This is a genomic window from Streptomyces sp. HB132 (assembly GCF_016909575.1).
GTDB lineage: Bacteria > Actinomycetota > Actinomycetes > Streptomycetales > Streptomycetaceae > Streptomyces.
In genome coordinates, this window is sequence record NZ_JAFBGA010000004.1 from 316247 (window position 1) to 332148 (window position 15902).

13 protein-coding genes are annotated in these 15902 nt (G+C 71.8%); 5 read left to right on the top strand and 8 right to left on the bottom strand.

The annotated features are described in order from the left end of the window. Positions 1–67: 67 nt before the first annotated feature. Positions 68–1087 (bottom strand): C40 family peptidase, encoded by a 1020-nt coding sequence (locus JOC24_RS12335; protein WP_307792676.1) that lies wholly within the window; start codon positions 1085–1087, stop codon positions 68–70. Positions 1088–1429: 342 nt separating this feature from the next. Between JOC24_RS12335 and JOC24_RS12340 the strand changes: the two genes are divergently transcribed. Both JOC24_RS12340 and JOC24_RS12345 read left to right on the top strand, forming a co-directional pair. Then, positions 1430–2470 carry an aminoglycoside phosphotransferase family protein gene (locus JOC24_RS12340; protein ID WP_205020265.1) on the top strand — a complete coding sequence of 347 codons (1041 nt, stop codon included), beginning with the start codon at positions 1430–1432 and terminating at the stop codon, positions 2468–2470. Positions 2471–2545: 75 nt separating this feature from the next. Then, positions 2546–3136, top strand: a complete 591-nt coding sequence (locus JOC24_RS12345; protein WP_205020266.1) for a DUF4291 domain-containing protein — start codon at positions 2546–2548, stop codon at positions 3134–3136. 36 nt (positions 3137–3172) lie between these two features. On the opposite strand, the gene JOC24_RS33985 is transcribed toward JOC24_RS12345, so the two are convergent. Further along, positions 3173–3301 carry a hypothetical protein gene (locus JOC24_RS33985; protein WP_307792677.1) on the bottom strand — a complete coding sequence of 43 codons (129 nt, stop codon included), beginning with the start codon at positions 3299–3301 and terminating at the stop codon, positions 3173–3175. A gap of 256 nt (positions 3302–3557) precedes the next feature. Here JOC24_RS33985 and JOC24_RS12355 point away from each other — a divergent pair, with 256 nt between their 5' ends. The 3 genes from JOC24_RS12355 to JOC24_RS12365 all read left to right on the top strand — a co-directional run bounded on the left by JOC24_RS12355 (position 3558) and on the right by JOC24_RS12365 (position 8926). Further along, positions 3558–6332: an alpha/beta fold hydrolase gene (locus tag JOC24_RS12355; RefSeq protein ID WP_239580317.1), complete on the top strand. Its 2775-nt coding sequence runs from the start codon at positions 3558–3560 to the stop codon at positions 6330–6332. Beyond that, entirely contained in the window at positions 6329–7219 is an 891-nt protein-coding gene (locus JOC24_RS12360) for an ABC transporter permease (RefSeq protein WP_205020267.1), read from the top strand. The genes JOC24_RS12355 and JOC24_RS12360 overlap by 4 nt, the downstream gene beginning before the upstream one ends. Positions 7220–7345: 126 nt before the next feature. Continuing rightward, on the top strand, positions 7346–8926 hold the full coding sequence (locus JOC24_RS12365; protein WP_205020268.1) for a vWA domain-containing protein: 1581 nt from the start codon (positions 7346–7348) through the stop codon (positions 8924–8926). A gap of 181 nt (positions 8927–9107) precedes the next feature. On the opposite strand, the gene JOC24_RS12370 is transcribed toward JOC24_RS12365, so the two are convergent. The 6 genes from JOC24_RS12370 to JOC24_RS12395 form a co-directional block, all read right to left on the bottom strand. Beyond that, entirely contained in the window at positions 9108–9422 is a 315-nt protein-coding gene (locus JOC24_RS12370; protein WP_205020269.1) for an L-rhamnose mutarotase, read from the bottom strand. Positions 9423–9439: 17 nt separating this feature from the next. Beyond that, the gene (gene rhaS / locus JOC24_RS12375) at positions 9440–10525 is read right to left on the bottom strand and encodes a rhamnose ABC transporter substrate-binding protein (protein WP_205020270.1); all 1086 of its coding nucleotides are present in this window, start codon (positions 10523–10525) and stop codon (positions 9440–9442) included. A 40-nt stretch (positions 10526–10565) separates the two neighbouring features. Beyond that, the gene (locus JOC24_RS12380) at positions 10566–11621 is read right to left on the bottom strand and encodes an ABC transporter permease (RefSeq protein WP_205020271.1); all 1056 of its coding nucleotides are present in this window, start codon (positions 11619–11621) and stop codon (positions 10566–10568) included. After that, positions 11605–12657: an ABC transporter permease gene (locus JOC24_RS12385; protein ID WP_205020272.1), complete on the bottom strand. Its 1053-nt coding sequence runs from the start codon at positions 12655–12657 to the stop codon at positions 11605–11607. The genes JOC24_RS12380 and JOC24_RS12385 overlap by 17 nt, the downstream gene beginning before the upstream one ends. Further along, positions 12654–14177: a sugar ABC transporter ATP-binding protein gene (locus JOC24_RS12390; RefSeq protein WP_205020273.1), complete on the bottom strand. Its 1524-nt coding sequence runs from the start codon at positions 14175–14177 to the stop codon at positions 12654–12656. Before JOC24_RS12390 ends, JOC24_RS12385 begins: the two co-directional genes overlap by 4 nt. Positions 14178–14547: 370 nt before the next feature. Then, positions 14548–15822 (bottom strand): phosphoribosyltransferase family protein, encoded by a 1275-nt coding sequence (locus tag JOC24_RS12395; protein WP_205020274.1) that lies wholly within the window; start codon positions 15820–15822, stop codon positions 14548–14550. Positions 15823–15902: the final 80 nt, after the last annotated feature.

A 15902-nucleotide genomic window follows, 5' to 3' on the forward strand; every position in this document is an offset into this window, starting at 1 on the left:
CTTCCGCCTCGCACATGCGAACGGCCCACACAGGGTGGGCCGTTCGCACGCGCGGGGCGGAAACCGTTCAGCTGCCCAGCAGGGCCTTCCAGGTCTTCGGGCCGACCACCCCGTCCGCGACCAGCCCCTTCTTCTGCTGGAAGGCCCGGGCCGCCGAGTCGGTGAGCCCACCGAACTCGCCGTCGACCACGAGCGAGTGTCCACGCGCGTTCAGCGCGGTCTGGGCGGCGCGTACGGACGCGCCGGAGGAACCCTCCTGGACGGTCCTGACCAGTGCCGACCAGGTCAGCGGGCCCACCACCCCGTCCGCCACCAGACCCTTGGACTGCTGGAACGCCCTCACCCGGGAGTCGGTGACCGAACCGAAGACACCGTCGGCGGTGGTCGCGTGGCCGTGGCTGGTGAGCAGGTACTGCGCGGCCTTGACCCGGGCGCCGCTGCTGCCCTGCGAGAGCGTGGACCAGCCCGACGACGGCGGAGCGGGCGTGGTACCGCCGCCACCGAGCTTCACCGGACGGTACGGCTTGTACTCACTGTTCGCGCCGAGCCCGTAGGTCAGCACGCGGTGGTCCGTGCCGTGCCCGCCGCGCTGCTCGTACGCCTGGTAGGCGGTGCGGGCGGAACTCGTCCAGCCCGCGAATATCACGACGTGGCGGGTGACGTTGCTGCCGTCCGCGTCGATCAGCAGGTCGCCCGGCAGGAGCTGGCTCAGCTGGATCGGGGTCGTCACAGCCCGGTTGCCCGCCAGTTCGACGGTGTTGGGGCCGGACTTCCACAGGCCGAGGGTCATCGAGACGTAGCCCGAGCAGTCCTGCCGGTACCCGTCCTTCCAGACCGATGTCTGGCTGTAGGGCACCTGGGAGCCGTTGTCGGCGGTGAGCCAGGTCTTCGCGCGGCGCAGGACCTCGTCCCGGGTGAGGTCGGCCGTCTCGGCACCGGCCGAGGCGGACCGGGTCGCCGCGGTCTGTTCCGGCGCGGCCATGGCGCCGGACGGGAAGACCAGGAGACCGCCGGCCGTCAGGACACCGGCGACCGCCGTGGCCAGGGCCGTGCGTGCGGAACGATTCGATCGGGACAGGTGGGACACGGTGACTCCTGCGTGTGGGGGGTCATGTGGGACGGGCGGGCCGGTGTGCCGGCTCGGGCGTTCCGTGACGGCCCGTCGGGTTCATGGTGCAGGGTGCGGGACAGCCGAACCACCGCCGCAGCCACACGTACACAAGTGGCAAGGGCGATTCAGTGGGCTTTGTGGCCGGAACGGTGCTTCGGTGCACCGCATCCGTTCAACTGCGCGCGCTGGTACGGATGTTGGCTTCTCGTCCGGTGGACGTACCCACGCTGAGGCGGTTCGGCGCCGTGCGCCGCCGGCGCACCGCCCCGGTCACCGGAACCGCCCGCGAGGCCGGCCGCTGGCTGCGAGACTGGCCGCATGGTGCCGGCATCGCAGCTTCCGTTCTCCGAGGTCCTGAGAGCCCGACTGGGCCCGCCCGCACATCCCGCCGAGCTGGCGAGCAGCCCCCGCTCACGGGTCTGGCGCATCGAGCTCGACGGGCGGCCGGCCGTGCTCAAGCAGTTGGTGGCGGGTCCCGAGGCCGACGAGCGGTACGAGCGCGAGGTCGCCGCCCTGCGCATCGCCGGCCGGGCGCAGGGCGCCCCGGTGGTGCCCGCGCTCCTCGGTACCGACCCCGCCGAGCGGGTCCTCGTCCTCGAACACCTCGACGAGCGGCGGCCGTCCGCCGACTGGATCGTCGACTACGCGGAGGCCCTCGCCAGGCTGCACGCCACCGCCCGCCCCGCCGACGCGGGCGCCCTGCCCCGCTGGCAGGGCCCGACCGCTTCCGACGTCACCTCCTTCCTCGCCCTGGCCGAGGCGCTCGGGGTGCCCGAACGGCCGGGGGTGCGCGACGAGCTCCACACGCTCGTGGACCGCCTCGGCCGGGCCGAAGGCTCCGCCCTCCTCCACGGCGACCCGTGCCCCGGCAACGACCTGCACACGGCGGACGGCGTCAGGTTCGTCGACTTCGAGCAGGCGTCCCTGGGCAGCGGCCTGATGGAACTCGCCTACCTGCGGATCGGGTTCCCGACCTGCTGGTGTGTCACCAGGGCGGAGGGACCCCTGCTGGAACGGGCGGAGGCCGCCTACCGCACGGCCTGGCACACCGGGACCGGGACCCCGCTCCCGGACGCCGGTCTCGCCGACGCCTGCGCGGGCTGGCTGATCCGGGGCGACGCACTGGTCCAGCGCGCCCAACGGGGCAGCGCCGACCATCTGGCCCGCATCCCGGGCGAGGACTGGAAATGGGGCACGGCCACCGCCCGCCAACGCCTCGTCCACCGGCTCACGGTGGTCGCCGGAACGACGACGGACGACGGGGAGCTGAGGCGGCTCCGGCTACTCGCGGCGGACCTGCGCCGTGCGCTCCTCGACCGCCTGCCGGCGGTCGGCCCGGTGCCGACGCGGCGCCCGTAGGCCTCTCGTACGGCCGACGGCGCCCTGCCGGAAAACCCGTGGCAGCCAGCACGACACCCGGCCATCCTGGGGGCCATGTCCACACCGCAACACGAGATCCGCGCCCGGCACACAGCCACCACGGTCACCGTCTACCAGGCGTACTCGCCGTCCATCGGACTGCCCACCGCCCGTGACGGGCGTTTCCCGGACACCTGGAAGCGCGACCGCATGACGTGGATCAAACCGAGCTTCCTGTGGATGATGTACCGCTGCGGCTGGGGCACGAAGGAGGGCCAGGAGACCGTGCTCGCCGTCGAGATCACCCGCGAGGGCTTCGCATGGGCCCTGGAGCACGCCGAACTCTCCCACTACGTCCGGGGCGTGCACCCCGACCGGGCCACCTGGCAGCGCGATCTGCGCCGCAGCCCCACCCGTGTCCAGTGGGACCCGGAACGCGACCTCCACCTGAACACGCTGCCGCACCGCTCCCTCCAGCTCGGACTGAGCGGCGAGGCCGCACGGCGTTACGCGGACGAGTGGCTGGTCTCCGTCACCGACGTCACGCCCCTCGCCCACGAGATCCACGCACTCGTCAGGGCGGGCGAGACGGACAGGGCATCCGCCCTCCTGCCTGCCGAGGAGCCACTCACGGGCCTCGCCGCTCCGGTGCCGGCCGGCCGCTGAGGGCCGGCACGTCCCGGTGCGAGCCCTGCGGACCCCTCACGCCCCGCTTGGTGGACCGGTTCCCGGAGCGATGCCGAACTCCCAGGTCAGCATGGCGAACCTTCCGTCGTCCGTCGCCCCCGCCGAGCGGTAGGTGGCGAGCGCGGCCTCGTCGTCGGGCTCCACGCATCAGATGGCCCTCCGCCGCGAGGAAACGGTCAGCCCACTCGGGGAGCGGCTCGGCGTCGTAGAGGTGCGCGGCTGCGAGGAGCTCCGCGGTGGTGGTGGCGGGGCGGATACGGATGTCCACGTAAGGGCCCTTTCGTGACGTCGCCGTACCGCAGGCGGAGTACGGGAGGAGCCGACCGTACCTCCCAGGGATGCCGTGGACCTCCCCCTGGGGGCACGCGGGGCGTGGGACCGTTCCGTTTAGGGTCGAGTCATGGAGAACCCGACTTCCCGGTGGCGGCACCGGCTGCCCCGTACCCGAGGCCGGTGGGCCGCGGTCGTCGCCGCCCTCGCCGTGCTCGCGGGTGCCGGTACCTGGACCGCTACCGCCGACGACAGCGCGCCACCCGTGCACCGGCAGGACCGGATGATGAAGATGAACGGGGTGTCGGTCGACACCTCGTACTTCACGTCCAGGGGCACCCAGCCCCGGCCCGCCGTACTCATCGGGCACGGCTTCGGCGGCAGCAAGGACGACGTGCGCGCCCAGGCCGAGAAGCTGGCCGCCGACGGGTACGCCGTCATGACCTGGTCCGCCCGGGGATTCGGCAGGACGACGGGGGAGATCACGCTCAACGCCCCCGACGGCGAGGTCAAGGACGTGTCTGCGCTCATCGACTGGCTCGCGGACCGTCCCGAGGTGGAGCTCGACGCGAAGGGCGACCCGCGCGTCGGTGTCACCGGCGCCTCGTACGGCGGCGCCGTGTCGCTGCTCGCCGCCGGGCACGACGACCGGGTCGACGCCATCGCACCGGTGATCAGCTACTGGAACCTCGCCGACGCGCTCTTCCCCGACGGGGTGTTCAAGAAGCTCTGGTCCGGGATCTTCGTCAGCTCAGGCGGTGGCTGCGAGAGGTTCCAGAAGGAGCTGTGCGAGATGTACGAGCGGGTCGCGGTCAGCGGCAAGCCGGACGCCGCAGCGCGTGAACTCCTGACGGAACGTTCCCCCGAGGCCGTGGCCGACCGGATCGACGTACCCGCGCTGATCCTCCAGGGACAGAGCGACTCCCTCTTCCCGCTCGGTCACGCCGACGCCATGGCCAAGGCCATCAAGGCCAACGGCGCACCCGTGTCCGTCGACTGGATCGCGGGCGGGCACGACGGAGGGGACGACGAGGGCGACCGCGTGGAGAGCCGGATCGGCGACTGGTTCGACCGGTATCTGAAGGAGGACAAGGGCGCCGACACCGGGCCGGGCTTCCGCGTGACCCGGACCGGAGGCGTCGACTCCACCGACGGTGCCGCCCTGAAGCGCGGTGCGAGCAGCGCCACGTACCCGGGGCTGACCAGCGGCGGGCGGAAGATCACGCTGACCGGCGGCGGGCAGCCCCCGGCAGACGGCGGGCAGGGCGGCACGATGACGGGCGGCGGACAGCGGCCCGGGACGGACGAAGGCCGGGGCGCCTCGGCCGGAGGAGGGCGGAGTGCCCCCACCGGCGGCCAGACCCAGACCTTCCGCAACCCCGCCGGAGCCAACCCGCCCTCCATCTCCGCGGTCCCCGGCATCGGAGGCGGGCTCTCCCAGCTGTCCTCGCTCGGAGTCGGGCTCTCCCTCGACTTCCCCGGGCAGTACGCCCGCTTCGAGTCCGCCCCGCTGGACCGTGCCGTGCACATCACCGGATCGCCCACGGTCCGTGTGGACGTGAAGGCGGACCAGGGCGACGCGGTGCTCTTCGGCAAGGTCTACGACGTCTCGCCGGACGGGAAGCAGCAGGTGCTGCCCTCCCAGCTCGTCGCGCCGTACCGCATCACCCCCGAGGAACAGGGCAAGCCGGTCGAGCTGACCCTGCCCGCCGTCGACCACGAGGTCGAGGCCGGGCACAGCCTCCGCGTCGTCCTCTCCGCGACCGACCTCGCCTACGCCTCACCGGCCGAGCCCGCGACGTACACCGTCTCCCTCGACGGACCGCTGACCGTCCCCACGGCACCCGCCGTGAAGACCGCCGCGGCCACCATGCCCTGGTGGACCTGGGGACTCCCGGCGGCCGGGCTCGTCATCGCCGCCGCCCTCCTGCTCACCGCCCGCCGGCGCACCGCGACGCCCGCCCCCGACCCGGCGCTGGCCGACGTGCCGCTGCAGATCACGGACCTGTCCAAGAAGTACGCGAAGTCCTCGGACCGGTACGCCGTACGCGACCTCGGTTTCCGCGTGGAGAAGGGTCAGGTGCTCGGCCTCCTCGGGCCGAACGGCGCCGGCAAGACCACCACCCTGCGCATGCTGATGGGGCTCATCACCCCCGACGCCGGTGAGATCCGTGTCTTCGGGCACGCGATCCGCCCCGGGGCGCCCGTGCTGTCCCGCGTCGGGTCCTTCGTCGAGGGCGCCGGTTTCCTCCCGCACCTGTCGGGCCGCTCCAACCTGGAGCTGTACTGGCAGGCCACCGGGCGCCCCGCCGAGGACGCCCACATCGACGAGGCCCTGGAGATCGCCGGACTCGGCGACGCCCTGGCCCGCGCCGTACGCACCTACTCCCAGGGCATGCGGCAGCGGCTCGCCATCGCCCAGGCCATGCTCGGCATGCCGGACCTCCTCATCCTCGACGAACCCACCAACGGGCTCGACCCGCCCCAGATCCGCGAGATGCGGGACGTGATGATCCGGTACGCGGCCGGCGGCCGGACCGTGATCGTCTCCAGCCACCTCCTCTCCGAGGTCGAACAGTCCTGCACCCACCTGGTGGTCATGGACCGGGGGCAGCTCGTCCAGGCCGGTCCGGTCGCCGAGATCACCGGCTCCGGCGACATGCTGCTCGTCACCACGGGCACCGAGGTGGCCGAACCGCTCGTGGACAAGGTGGCCGCCCTCCCGGGCATCGGCTCCGCCGCCCGCCTTGACGACGGCCACGGCCTGCTGGTCCGGCTCGACGGTGCCACCGCGTCCCAGCTGATCGCCGAACTGGTCCGCCTCGACGTGCCGGTGACGGGCGTCGGGCCGCACCGCCGCCTGGAGGACGCGTTCCTCACCCTCATCTCCCAAGGATCCGCATGAGCTCCGCACCAGAGATCCAGGCACCGGCCGAAGCCCCCGGCTACCGTCCCCACCGCACCCTGCCGCTGCGCGTGGAGGCCATGAGGCAGCTGCGCAGGCGGCGCACCGTGCTGATGTTCGGGGTGCTGGCGGCACTGCCGTTCGTCCTGATCATCGCCTTCGCGGTCGGCGGCACCCCCGGCGGTGGTGAAGGGGGAGGCGGGGGCGGCGGTTCGCGGATCAACCTCATGGACGTCGCGACGGAGTCCGCGGCGAACTTCGCGGCGACCTGCCTCTTCGTCTCCGCCGGCTTCCTGCTCGTCGTCCCGGTCGCCCTGTTCTGCGGGGACACCGTGGCCTCCGAGGCCAGCTGGTCCTCGCTGCGCTACCTGCTCGCGGCGCCCGTACCGCGCTCCAGGCTGCTGTGGAGCAAGCTCGTCGTGGCGCTCGGCTTCAGCCTCGCCGCCATGGTGCTGCTGCCGCTCGTCGCACTGGGAGCGGGGGCCGTCGCGTACGGCTGGGGGCCGCTCAAGCTGCCCACCGGGGGCGCGCTCGCCACCTCGGACACGGTGCCACGTCTCGCGCTGGTCGTCGCGTTCGTCTTCGTCTCCCAACTCGTCACCGCCGGGCTGGCGTTCTGGTTGTCGACGAAGACGGACGCTCCGCTCGGCGCGGTGGGCGGCGCGGTCGGACTGACCATCGTCGGCAATGTCCTCGACGCGGTCACGGCCCTCGGGACGTGGCGCGAGTTCCTGCCCGCGCACTGGCAGTTCGCCTGGGCGGACGCGCTCCAGCCCGACCTCGAATGGGGCGGGATGGTGAAGGGGGCGGCCGTGTCGGTGACCTATGCCCTGATCCTGTTCGCGCTGGCCTTCCGCGGGTTCAGCCGTAAGGACATCGTGTCCTGAAGCCGGCGTTCCGCCGGATCGGGCCCGGTTGTTGCCCCATCGAGACTGTTCCGCAACGCCTTCGACGACTCCGCCGGGCCGCCTCGCACGTCACATTGGCAGATGTCGACGACGTGGGGGGTACCGATGGCACACAGGCCGAGAACGTACAGGGGAGCGCTCGCCCTGTTCCTGGGCGCAGTCCTGATCACCGGATGCGGCGCTTCGGATTCGGGCGGCGCCAGGTCGTCCGACGACCGAGGCACCGGTGGCCGGCCGGCCGGGGGCGAACAGCCCCCGGCCGCCACGCCGGGGCAGCGGGAGGACGCGGACGGGGCGGCGAAGGACGGCGGCCGACGGGAGAGCGTGGCGCCCGACTACCTGTCGACCTTCGCCCTCGACGTGGACACCGCCAGTTACGGATACGCGCGCCGCACCCTGGGTGACGGGCGCCTCCCGGCGGCGGACACGGTGCGCCCCGAGGAGTTCGTCAACAGCTTCCGCCAGGGCTACGAGCGGCCGGAGGGCAACGGCTTCGCGGTGAGCGTCGACGGCGCCCGTTCCGACGCCGCCGACTGGTCGCTCGTGCGGGTCGGGCTGGCCACCAAGGCCGCCTCGGACACCGGTGCACGTCCGCCCGCCGCACTGACTTTCGTCGTCGACATCTCCGGATCGATGTCCGAACCGGGCCGCCTGGACCTGGCGAAGACCTCGCTGGGCATCCTCGCCGACGAACTGCGCGACGACGACTCCGTCTCCCTGGTCACCTTCAGCGACGAGGCCGAGACCCGGCTGCCGATGACCCGCCTCCAGGGCAACCGCACCAGACTCCGCGACGCCATCGGGAAGATGGAGCCCGCCGACTCCACGAATGTGGCGGCCGGCGTCGAACGGGGCTACGAGGAGGCTGTCGAGGGCCACCGCAAGGGCGCCACCAACCGGGTCGTCCTGCTCTCCGACGCCCTCGCCAACACCGGTGAGACCGAGGCCGACGCCATCCTCGAACGCGTCGGGGACGCCCGCGAGGAGCACGGCATCACCCTGTTCGGCGTCGGGGTCGGCAGCGACTACGGGGACGCGCTGATGGAACGCCTCACCAACAAGGGCGACGGCAACACCACGTACATCGCCGACGAGACCCAGGCCAGGAAGGTCTTCGTCGACCAGCTGCCCGCCCACGTCGAACTGCGGGCCCGCGACGCCAAGGCCCAGGTGGCCTTCGACCGCAGCACCGTCCAGCAGTTCCGGCTGATCGGTTACGAGAACCGCAAGGTCGCCGACGAGGACTTCCGGGACGACAGCGTCGACGGCGGCGAGGTGGGCCCCGGCCACACGGTGACCGCGCTCTACGCCGTACGCCTCCGCGAGGGTGCCTCCGGCCACGTGGCCACGGCGACCGTGCGCTGGCTGGACCCGAAGACACGGAAGGCGCACGAGGAGACCGGGTCGGTGGAGACCGGCGCGGTCGGCGGGAAACTCTGGGACGGCGCCACGGCTCGGCTCCAGGTGACCGCGGTGGCCGCGTACTTCGCGGACACGCTGCGTGGCGGCGACCTGCCGGGGACACCCGCACTCGGCGAACTGGCAGCCCGGGCGAGGAAGCTGGCCTCCGCCACCGAGGACAGCTCGGTGGAGAAGCTCGCGACGATGATCGAGCGGGCCGACAGGATCAAGAACGGCGCCGGGGACGCACCGCCGGGCGACGAGGGCGAGGGCGAGCTCGGCTGACACGGCCGACCGCGGCCCGGCAGGGAGCCGTCCCTGCCGGCCACGGTCCGGCGGACGCCCCCGCGCGGCCACTCGCGCCCCGACGAGGCGGACCACCCGGAGGCACGGGGCTCTCGCCGCCTCCTGAACGCGGGCCGTCCCGTCCGCCCGCGGCAGCCGGAGCGGACGGGACGGGCACCGGCTAGGCCAGGTGGAACACCTCGGTCAGCGGGACCATGGCCTCGTCCGCGGCCTCCGCCTGCTCGAAGAACCCGGCCATGTCCCGCTGCCACCGTGCGTTGACCTCCGTCGCCGCCATCGCCTCCCGGGCCGCGTCGAAGTCCTCCGTCTCCAGGTAGCCCACCAGCAGGCCGTCCTCGCGGAGGAACAGCGAGTAGTTGTGCCAGCCCGCCTCGGACAGCGCGGCGAGCATGTCCGGCCACACCGCGGCATGGCGCTCGCGGTACTCGTCCTTGCGGTCCTCACGGACCTTCAGCAGAAAGCAGACGCGCTGCATGGAGCCGCCTCCCCCGATCAGAAGTCGAACGTGTCGATGTTCTCGGAGTCGAAGACGGTCGGATCGCCGAGAATGACCTCGCCGTCCTTGCCGATCGTGTACTCACCGAGCTTGCCCGCCTTGAACTTCTCGCCCTCCGCACCGGTGATCTGCCCCGACGCCAGCGCCGCGGCCGCGTACGAACCGAGGTAGCCGAGCTCCTGCGGGTTCCAGAGCGAGAACTGCTCGACGGTGCCGTCCTTGACGTACTTGCGCATCTGATTCGGCGTGCCGAGCCCGTTGAGCACGACCTTGCCCTTGTACGAGGAGTCGCTCAGATAGCGGGCGGCGGCCGCGATACCGACCGTCGTGGGGGAGATGATGCCCTTGAGGTCCGGGTAGGCCTGCATGAGGCCCTGCGTCTGCTGGAAGGACTTCTGGTCCGCGTCGTCGCCGTACGCGACCTTCACCAGTTCCATGTCCTTGTACGCGGGGAGCTTCAGCTCCTCCTTCATGAACTCGATCCAGGTGTTCTGGTTCGTCGCGTTCTGCGTGGCCGACAGGATCGCGATCTTGCCCTTGTGGCCGATCTGCTCGCCGAGGTGCTGCACCAGGCTGCGGCCGATCTCCTCGGAGCCGGCCTGGTTGATGAAGAGCTGGCGGCAGTCCTTCGCGGTGTCGGAGTCGTACGCGACGACCTTGATGTCCTTCTTCATGGCCTGCTTGAGCGGGCCGCACACCGCGTTCGGGTCGTTCGCCGCGATGAGGATCGCGTCCTGGCGCTGCTGGATCAGCGTGTTGATGTAGCTGACCTGCGAGGAGGCGTTGGCGTCGGACGGGCCGACCTCCTTGCCCGTGCCGCCGTACTCCTTCGCCGCCGCGATGCCCGCCTCGTCGACGATCTTCTCGTACGGGTTGTTGATCTGCTTGGGCAGGAAGGCGAGCTTCAGGCCCTTCTTCAGCGGTGCGTCCGGGTCGGCCTTCGCCGAGCTGCCGGCCTTCCCGCTCCCGCTCTCCTCGCTGTTCTTCGTGGTGCCGGAACAGGCGGTGAGGGCGAGGGCGAGGGAGACGGCGGTCGCGGCGGTCGCGACGGCGCGGCGCCCAGCGGCATTGCGGAGCATCATGACGGCGTGTGCCTTTCGGAGAGGTACGGCGGAAGGGTGGTTATGAGGACGGGGGTGCGGGGGTGCGCGCGGCCCGCCTGTGCCGTCGTTCGACGACCGTCGCGATGACCCGTGGGGTCAGGACGGACGCCACCAGGAGCAGTCCGGTCACGATGACCTGCACCTCGTTGGCGATGTCGTTGAGCGTGAGCAGGTTCTTCAGGAGGCCGATCAGCAGCACACCGGCGACCGCGCCGAAGAGCGTGCCCTTCCCGCCGTCGAAGTCGATGCCGCCGAGCAGCACCGACGCGATGACGAGCATCTCGAAGCCGAGCCCGTTGTCCGCACGGGCACTTCCGTACCGGAGGGTGAAGACGATCCCCGCGAAGGCGGAGAACAGCCCGGTCGCGACGAAGAGCAGCAGCTTGATCCGCTTGACCCGGATCCCGGCGAAGTAGGCGGCCTCCTCCTGGGCGCCGATCGCGAAGAGCGAACGGCCGAGCCCGGTGGCGTGCAGCACCACCGCCGTGACCGCGGCCAGGACGACGAAGAGCAGCACGGGGTAGGTGAGGAAGGTGCCGGGGACGGTCGTGGTGTCGACGGCCCAGTCCGCGTAGACCCGCGGGAAGTCCGTCACGGCGTCGCTGCCGAGGGCCACCGAGGCCAGACCCCGGTAGAGCGCCAGGGTGCCGATCGTGACGGCCAGGGACGGCAGGCCCACCTTGGTGACCAGCCAGCCGTTGAGGAGGCCTCCGGCGACGCCCACCAGCAGTACGGCCGGCACGATCGTCTCGAAGGCCCAGCCCGCCTCCCACAGCGCACCCGTCAGCGCGCTGCCCAGGCCCAGCATGGAGGCGACGGACAGGTCGACCTGCCCGGCGACCACCAGGAGGGTCATCGGCAGTGCGATGAGGGCGACTTCGGCGATGTCGTTGAAGGCGAACGCGAGGTTCTCGCTCGACCCGAAGCCCTCGGTGCTCCCGAGCCCGACGACCAGCACGGCCACCAGCAGGACACCGACCGCGGTGTCCCAGCGCAGCGCCAGGCCGCGCAGGGGAGAGGGTTTCGTTCCGGCCCGCGGCCCGGGAGCCGTCTTCGTGTCAGGCGCCGTGGTCATGACGGGCGTTCCTCTTCCTCAGTGCGGCGGTCATCCGCAGGTTCACGATCCGGTCGACGCTGATGGCCAGCAGGAGGAGCGCACCGGTGATGGCGCCCTGCCAGAAGGAGTCCACCTTCAGCACCACCAGCACGCTGCCGATGGTGGTGAGCAGCAGGGCGCCGAGCGCGGCGCCCCACACGGTGCCGGTCCCGCCGGTGATGGCGACACCGCCGACGACGACGGCGCTGACGACGGTCAGCTCCCAGCCGTGCGCGTTGTCCGCGACGACCGTGCCGAAGCGGGCCAGCCACAGGGCCCCGGCGAAGCCGGCGACGGCTCCGGAGAAGGCGTACGCGGCGAGCACCCGGCGGCGGATCGGGACACCGGCGAGCCGGGCGGCATCGGGGCTCGACCCGATGGCGTACAGCTCACGCCCCGAGCGGTAGCTGCGCAGGAAGTACGCCGTCGCCGCGAGCAGGACGAGCGCGATCAGCGGCAGGTACGGGACGCCCAGAACGCTTCCGCTGCCGAGGCCCAGGACCGCCTCCGGCACGTCGGAGGCACTGATCTGCTCGCCCTGCGCCCACCAGTAGTCGATGCCCTGGATGACGTAGAGCATGCCCAGGGTCACGACGAGCGCCGGGACCCTGCCGAAGCTGACGAGGGCTCCGGAGACCAGGCCGCAGACGACGCCGATGGCGATGCCCAGCACCGTCACCGTGAGCACGCCGTGGTCGCTCCCCGCGACGAACTTGCCGCACGCGAAGGCGGACAGGCCGACGACGGAGCCCACGGACAGGTCGATGTTGCGGGTGATCACGACCGCTGACTGGCCGACCGCGAGCAGCACCAGGATCGACGCGTTGAGCAGCAGGTCCTTGACGCCCTGGTCGGACAGGAAGAGCGGGTTGGCGAGGTAGGTGCCGAGGACCAGCAGGGCCAGCGCCCCGGCGATGGAGATCTCACGCGCCCGGAAGACGGCGTCCACGAGCGAGGAGGCCCTCCGCTCCGGCGCTTTCGCGGTGTCCGGAGGGCCCTCGATGGTGGTGGTCATGCCACTGCCCTTTCATAGCGTCCGGTGGCCGCGGCCATGACCGACTCCTCGGTGGCGCTCTCGCGCGGGATCTCGGCGACGAGCCGGCCCTCGTGCATCACGAGCACCCGGTCCGCCATGCCGAGGACCTCGGGGAGATCGGAGGAGATCATCAGAACGGCGAGGCCGTCCGCCGCGAGCGAGGAGAGCAACCGGTGGACCTCAGCCTTGGTGCCGACGTCGATCCCTCGGGTCGGTTCGTCGACGATCAGCACGTCGGGGCCGGTCGCCAGCCACTTCGCCAGCACGACCTTCTGCTGGTTGCCGCCGGACAGCACGCCCACGGTGTCGGCGAGCCGGTTGTACTTGAGCTGGAGGCGCACCGCCCAGTCGGCGGCCCGGTCGTGTTCCAGCGCCCGGCTGACGAGACCCCGCTTGCGGACCTCGCCCAGGCCGGTGAGGCCGATGTTGCGCTCGATCGACATATCCATGACCAGCCCGCGCTGGCGCCGGTCCTCGGGCACGAGGGCGAGTCCGGCGTCCATCGCGGCGGTCGGTGAACCGGGGCGCAGCACCGTGCCCGCGATCCTGACCTCGCCCGCGTCGGCGCGGTCGACACCGAAGACCGCCTGGGCGACCTCCGTGCGCCCGGCGCCGACCAGTCCGGCGAGCGCGACGATCTCGCCGCGGCGCACGTCGAAGGACACGTCGCGGAAGACACCCTCGCGGGTCAGCCGGCGCACCGACAGGGCGACTTCGCCGACCTCGGCGTCCTGCTTGGGATAGAGGTCGCCGAGGTCACGGCCGACCATCCTGCGCACCAGGTCGTCCTCGGTGAGCCCGTCCAGCGGTTCGGAGGAGATCCACCGGCCGTCGCGCAGGGTCGTGACGCGCCGGCACAACGCGAAGATCTCGTCCAGGCGGTGCGAGATGAACAGCACCGCCGCCCCCTCGGCGCGCAGCGCGCGCACGACGGAGAAGAGCCGGGCGGTCTCGCTGCCGGTCAGGGCCGCCGTGGGTTCGTCCATGATCAGGACGCGGGCGTCGAAGGAGAGCGCCTTGGCGATCTCGACGATCTGCTGGTCGGCGATCGACAGCCCGCGGGCGGGCCGGTCCGGTGCCAGGTCGACCCCGAGCCTCCGCATCAGCCCGGCGGTCGTCTCGTGCACAGCCCGGCGGTCGATCCGTCCCAGGGACCGCCGGGGCTGACGGCCCATGAAGATGTTCTCGGCGATGGAGAGATCAGGGAAGAGCGTCGGCTCCTGGTAGATGACGGCGATACCGGCGTCACGGGCGTCCGCCGGGCCGTGGAAGACGACGGACCGGCCGTCGAGGAGCACCTCGCCGCTGTCCGGGCGGTGCACACCGGCGAGCGCCTTGATCAGGGTCGACTTGCCCGCGCCGTTCTCACCCGCGAGTGCGTGGGCCTCACCGGGGAGCAACTGCAGGGACACGTCCTGAAGGGCCCGTACGGCACCGAAGGACTTGCTCACGCCCTTCAGAGCCAGGACCGGGGCCGGGTCCGGAGCGGACTGGTTCATGGGAGCTCCTCAGCGGTGGGACTGCTCCGCACCACCCGCCGTGAAAGGTTTCAATGAAGTTGCTCGGAAGCTAAACGGGGATTGCGGGCGCAGTCAATGGGTTGATGGCGAGTAGTTCCAGGAAGAGGGGTGATGTGTGGCCTGAGTGCGTAGAGCGGGTGGGGCGCCCTTGACAGCCGTCGTGGCGGGCCACTATCTTCACGCCGCTTGAATCGATTCACGCGATTTCGATCATGTGTCACTCCATGCGTCTGTGCGCGTGGGCCGGGCCCGGATCACTCGGCCGCCGGGCGATGTGCCCGGAGGGGGCGGCGAGTTGCCGCCCGCGGGGGAGGCGTCCCGTCCCGAGATCCGGGATGCGCCCCGTGCCTCAGCCGGACGGCGGCGTCAGGTGAGAGGTGAACCAGTCCCGGGCCAGGTCCGCGACCTGGTCCAGGGCGCCCGGCTCCTCGAAGAGGTGGGTCGCACCCGGGACGATCTCCAGCCGGTTCTCGCAGTACAACGCTGCCTGTGCCTGCCGGTTGAGGTCGATCACCGTGCTGTCGTCGCCGCCCACGATGAGCAGGGTGGGTGCGCGCACCCCGGAAAGATCGGCCCCGGCCAGATCGGGGCGGCCGCCGCGGGAGACCACGGCACCGACACCCGAGTCCGCCGCGGCGGCGGCCCGCAGCGCCGCCGCCGCCCCCGTACTCGCCCCGAAGGAGCCGACGGGGAGGGAGGTGCGGCGCCTCAGCCAGGAGGTGGCACCCGCCAGCCGCCCGGCCAGCAGGCCGATGTCGAAGACGTTGGCGCGGTAGACCTCCTCACCGGGTGTGAGCAGGTCGAAGAGCAGGGTGCCAAGGCCGGCCCGGTTCAGCACCGTGGCCACGGCGCGGTTGCGCGGGCTGTGGCGGCTGCTGCCCGAGCCGTGGGCGAACACCACGACAGCCCCGGTGCCCGCGGGAAGTACCAGATCTCCCGGGAGAGGAACCCCGCCGGCGTCCACCTCGACCCCCTCGGCCGTGACGACACCCGCGAACGCCCGCGCGAGCAGGGAGACGACCTCCTCGTCGGAGGTCTGGGAGAAGTCCCGGTACCACTCGCCCACGGCGGAGAAGAGGCTCGGGGTGGAGAGGCACACGACCTCGTCGACGTCCTCGCGCAGCCTGGCGGCGACATCCGGCGACGCGACCGGCACGGCCAGTACGACATGGGCCGCACCCTGCGCGCGCACCACCTGGCAGGCGGCCTTCGCGGTGGCTCCGGTGGCGACACCGTCGTCCACCACGACCGCCGTGCGCCCTTCCAGCGGCAGGCGCGGCCGGCCTTCCCGGTAGGTCCGCGCACGGCGCAGGAGCTCTGCCTCCTCGGCGCGCTCGACGGCCAGGAGATCCGTCTCCCGGACCCCGGCATGGCGCACGATCTCGTCACTGATGACCCGCACCCCGCCCTCGCCGATGGCGCCGAAACCCAGTTCGGGGCGGTACGGGACCCCCAGCTTGCGGACCACGATCACATCGAGCGGTGCCCGGAGTGCCTGTGCCACCTCGTAGGCCACCGGCACCCCGCCACGCGGCAGCCCGAGGACGACGGGGTCACGCCGCTCCAGGTGCCGCAGCGCCACGGCGAGCCTCCGCCCGGCATCCGTGCGGTCGGTGAACAGCACGGTGGTTCACCTCCAAGAGAGGTTCTCGACCGAGGGGAAGCGCGGAACGCACACGCACCCCCCACCTTCGAAACAAACCC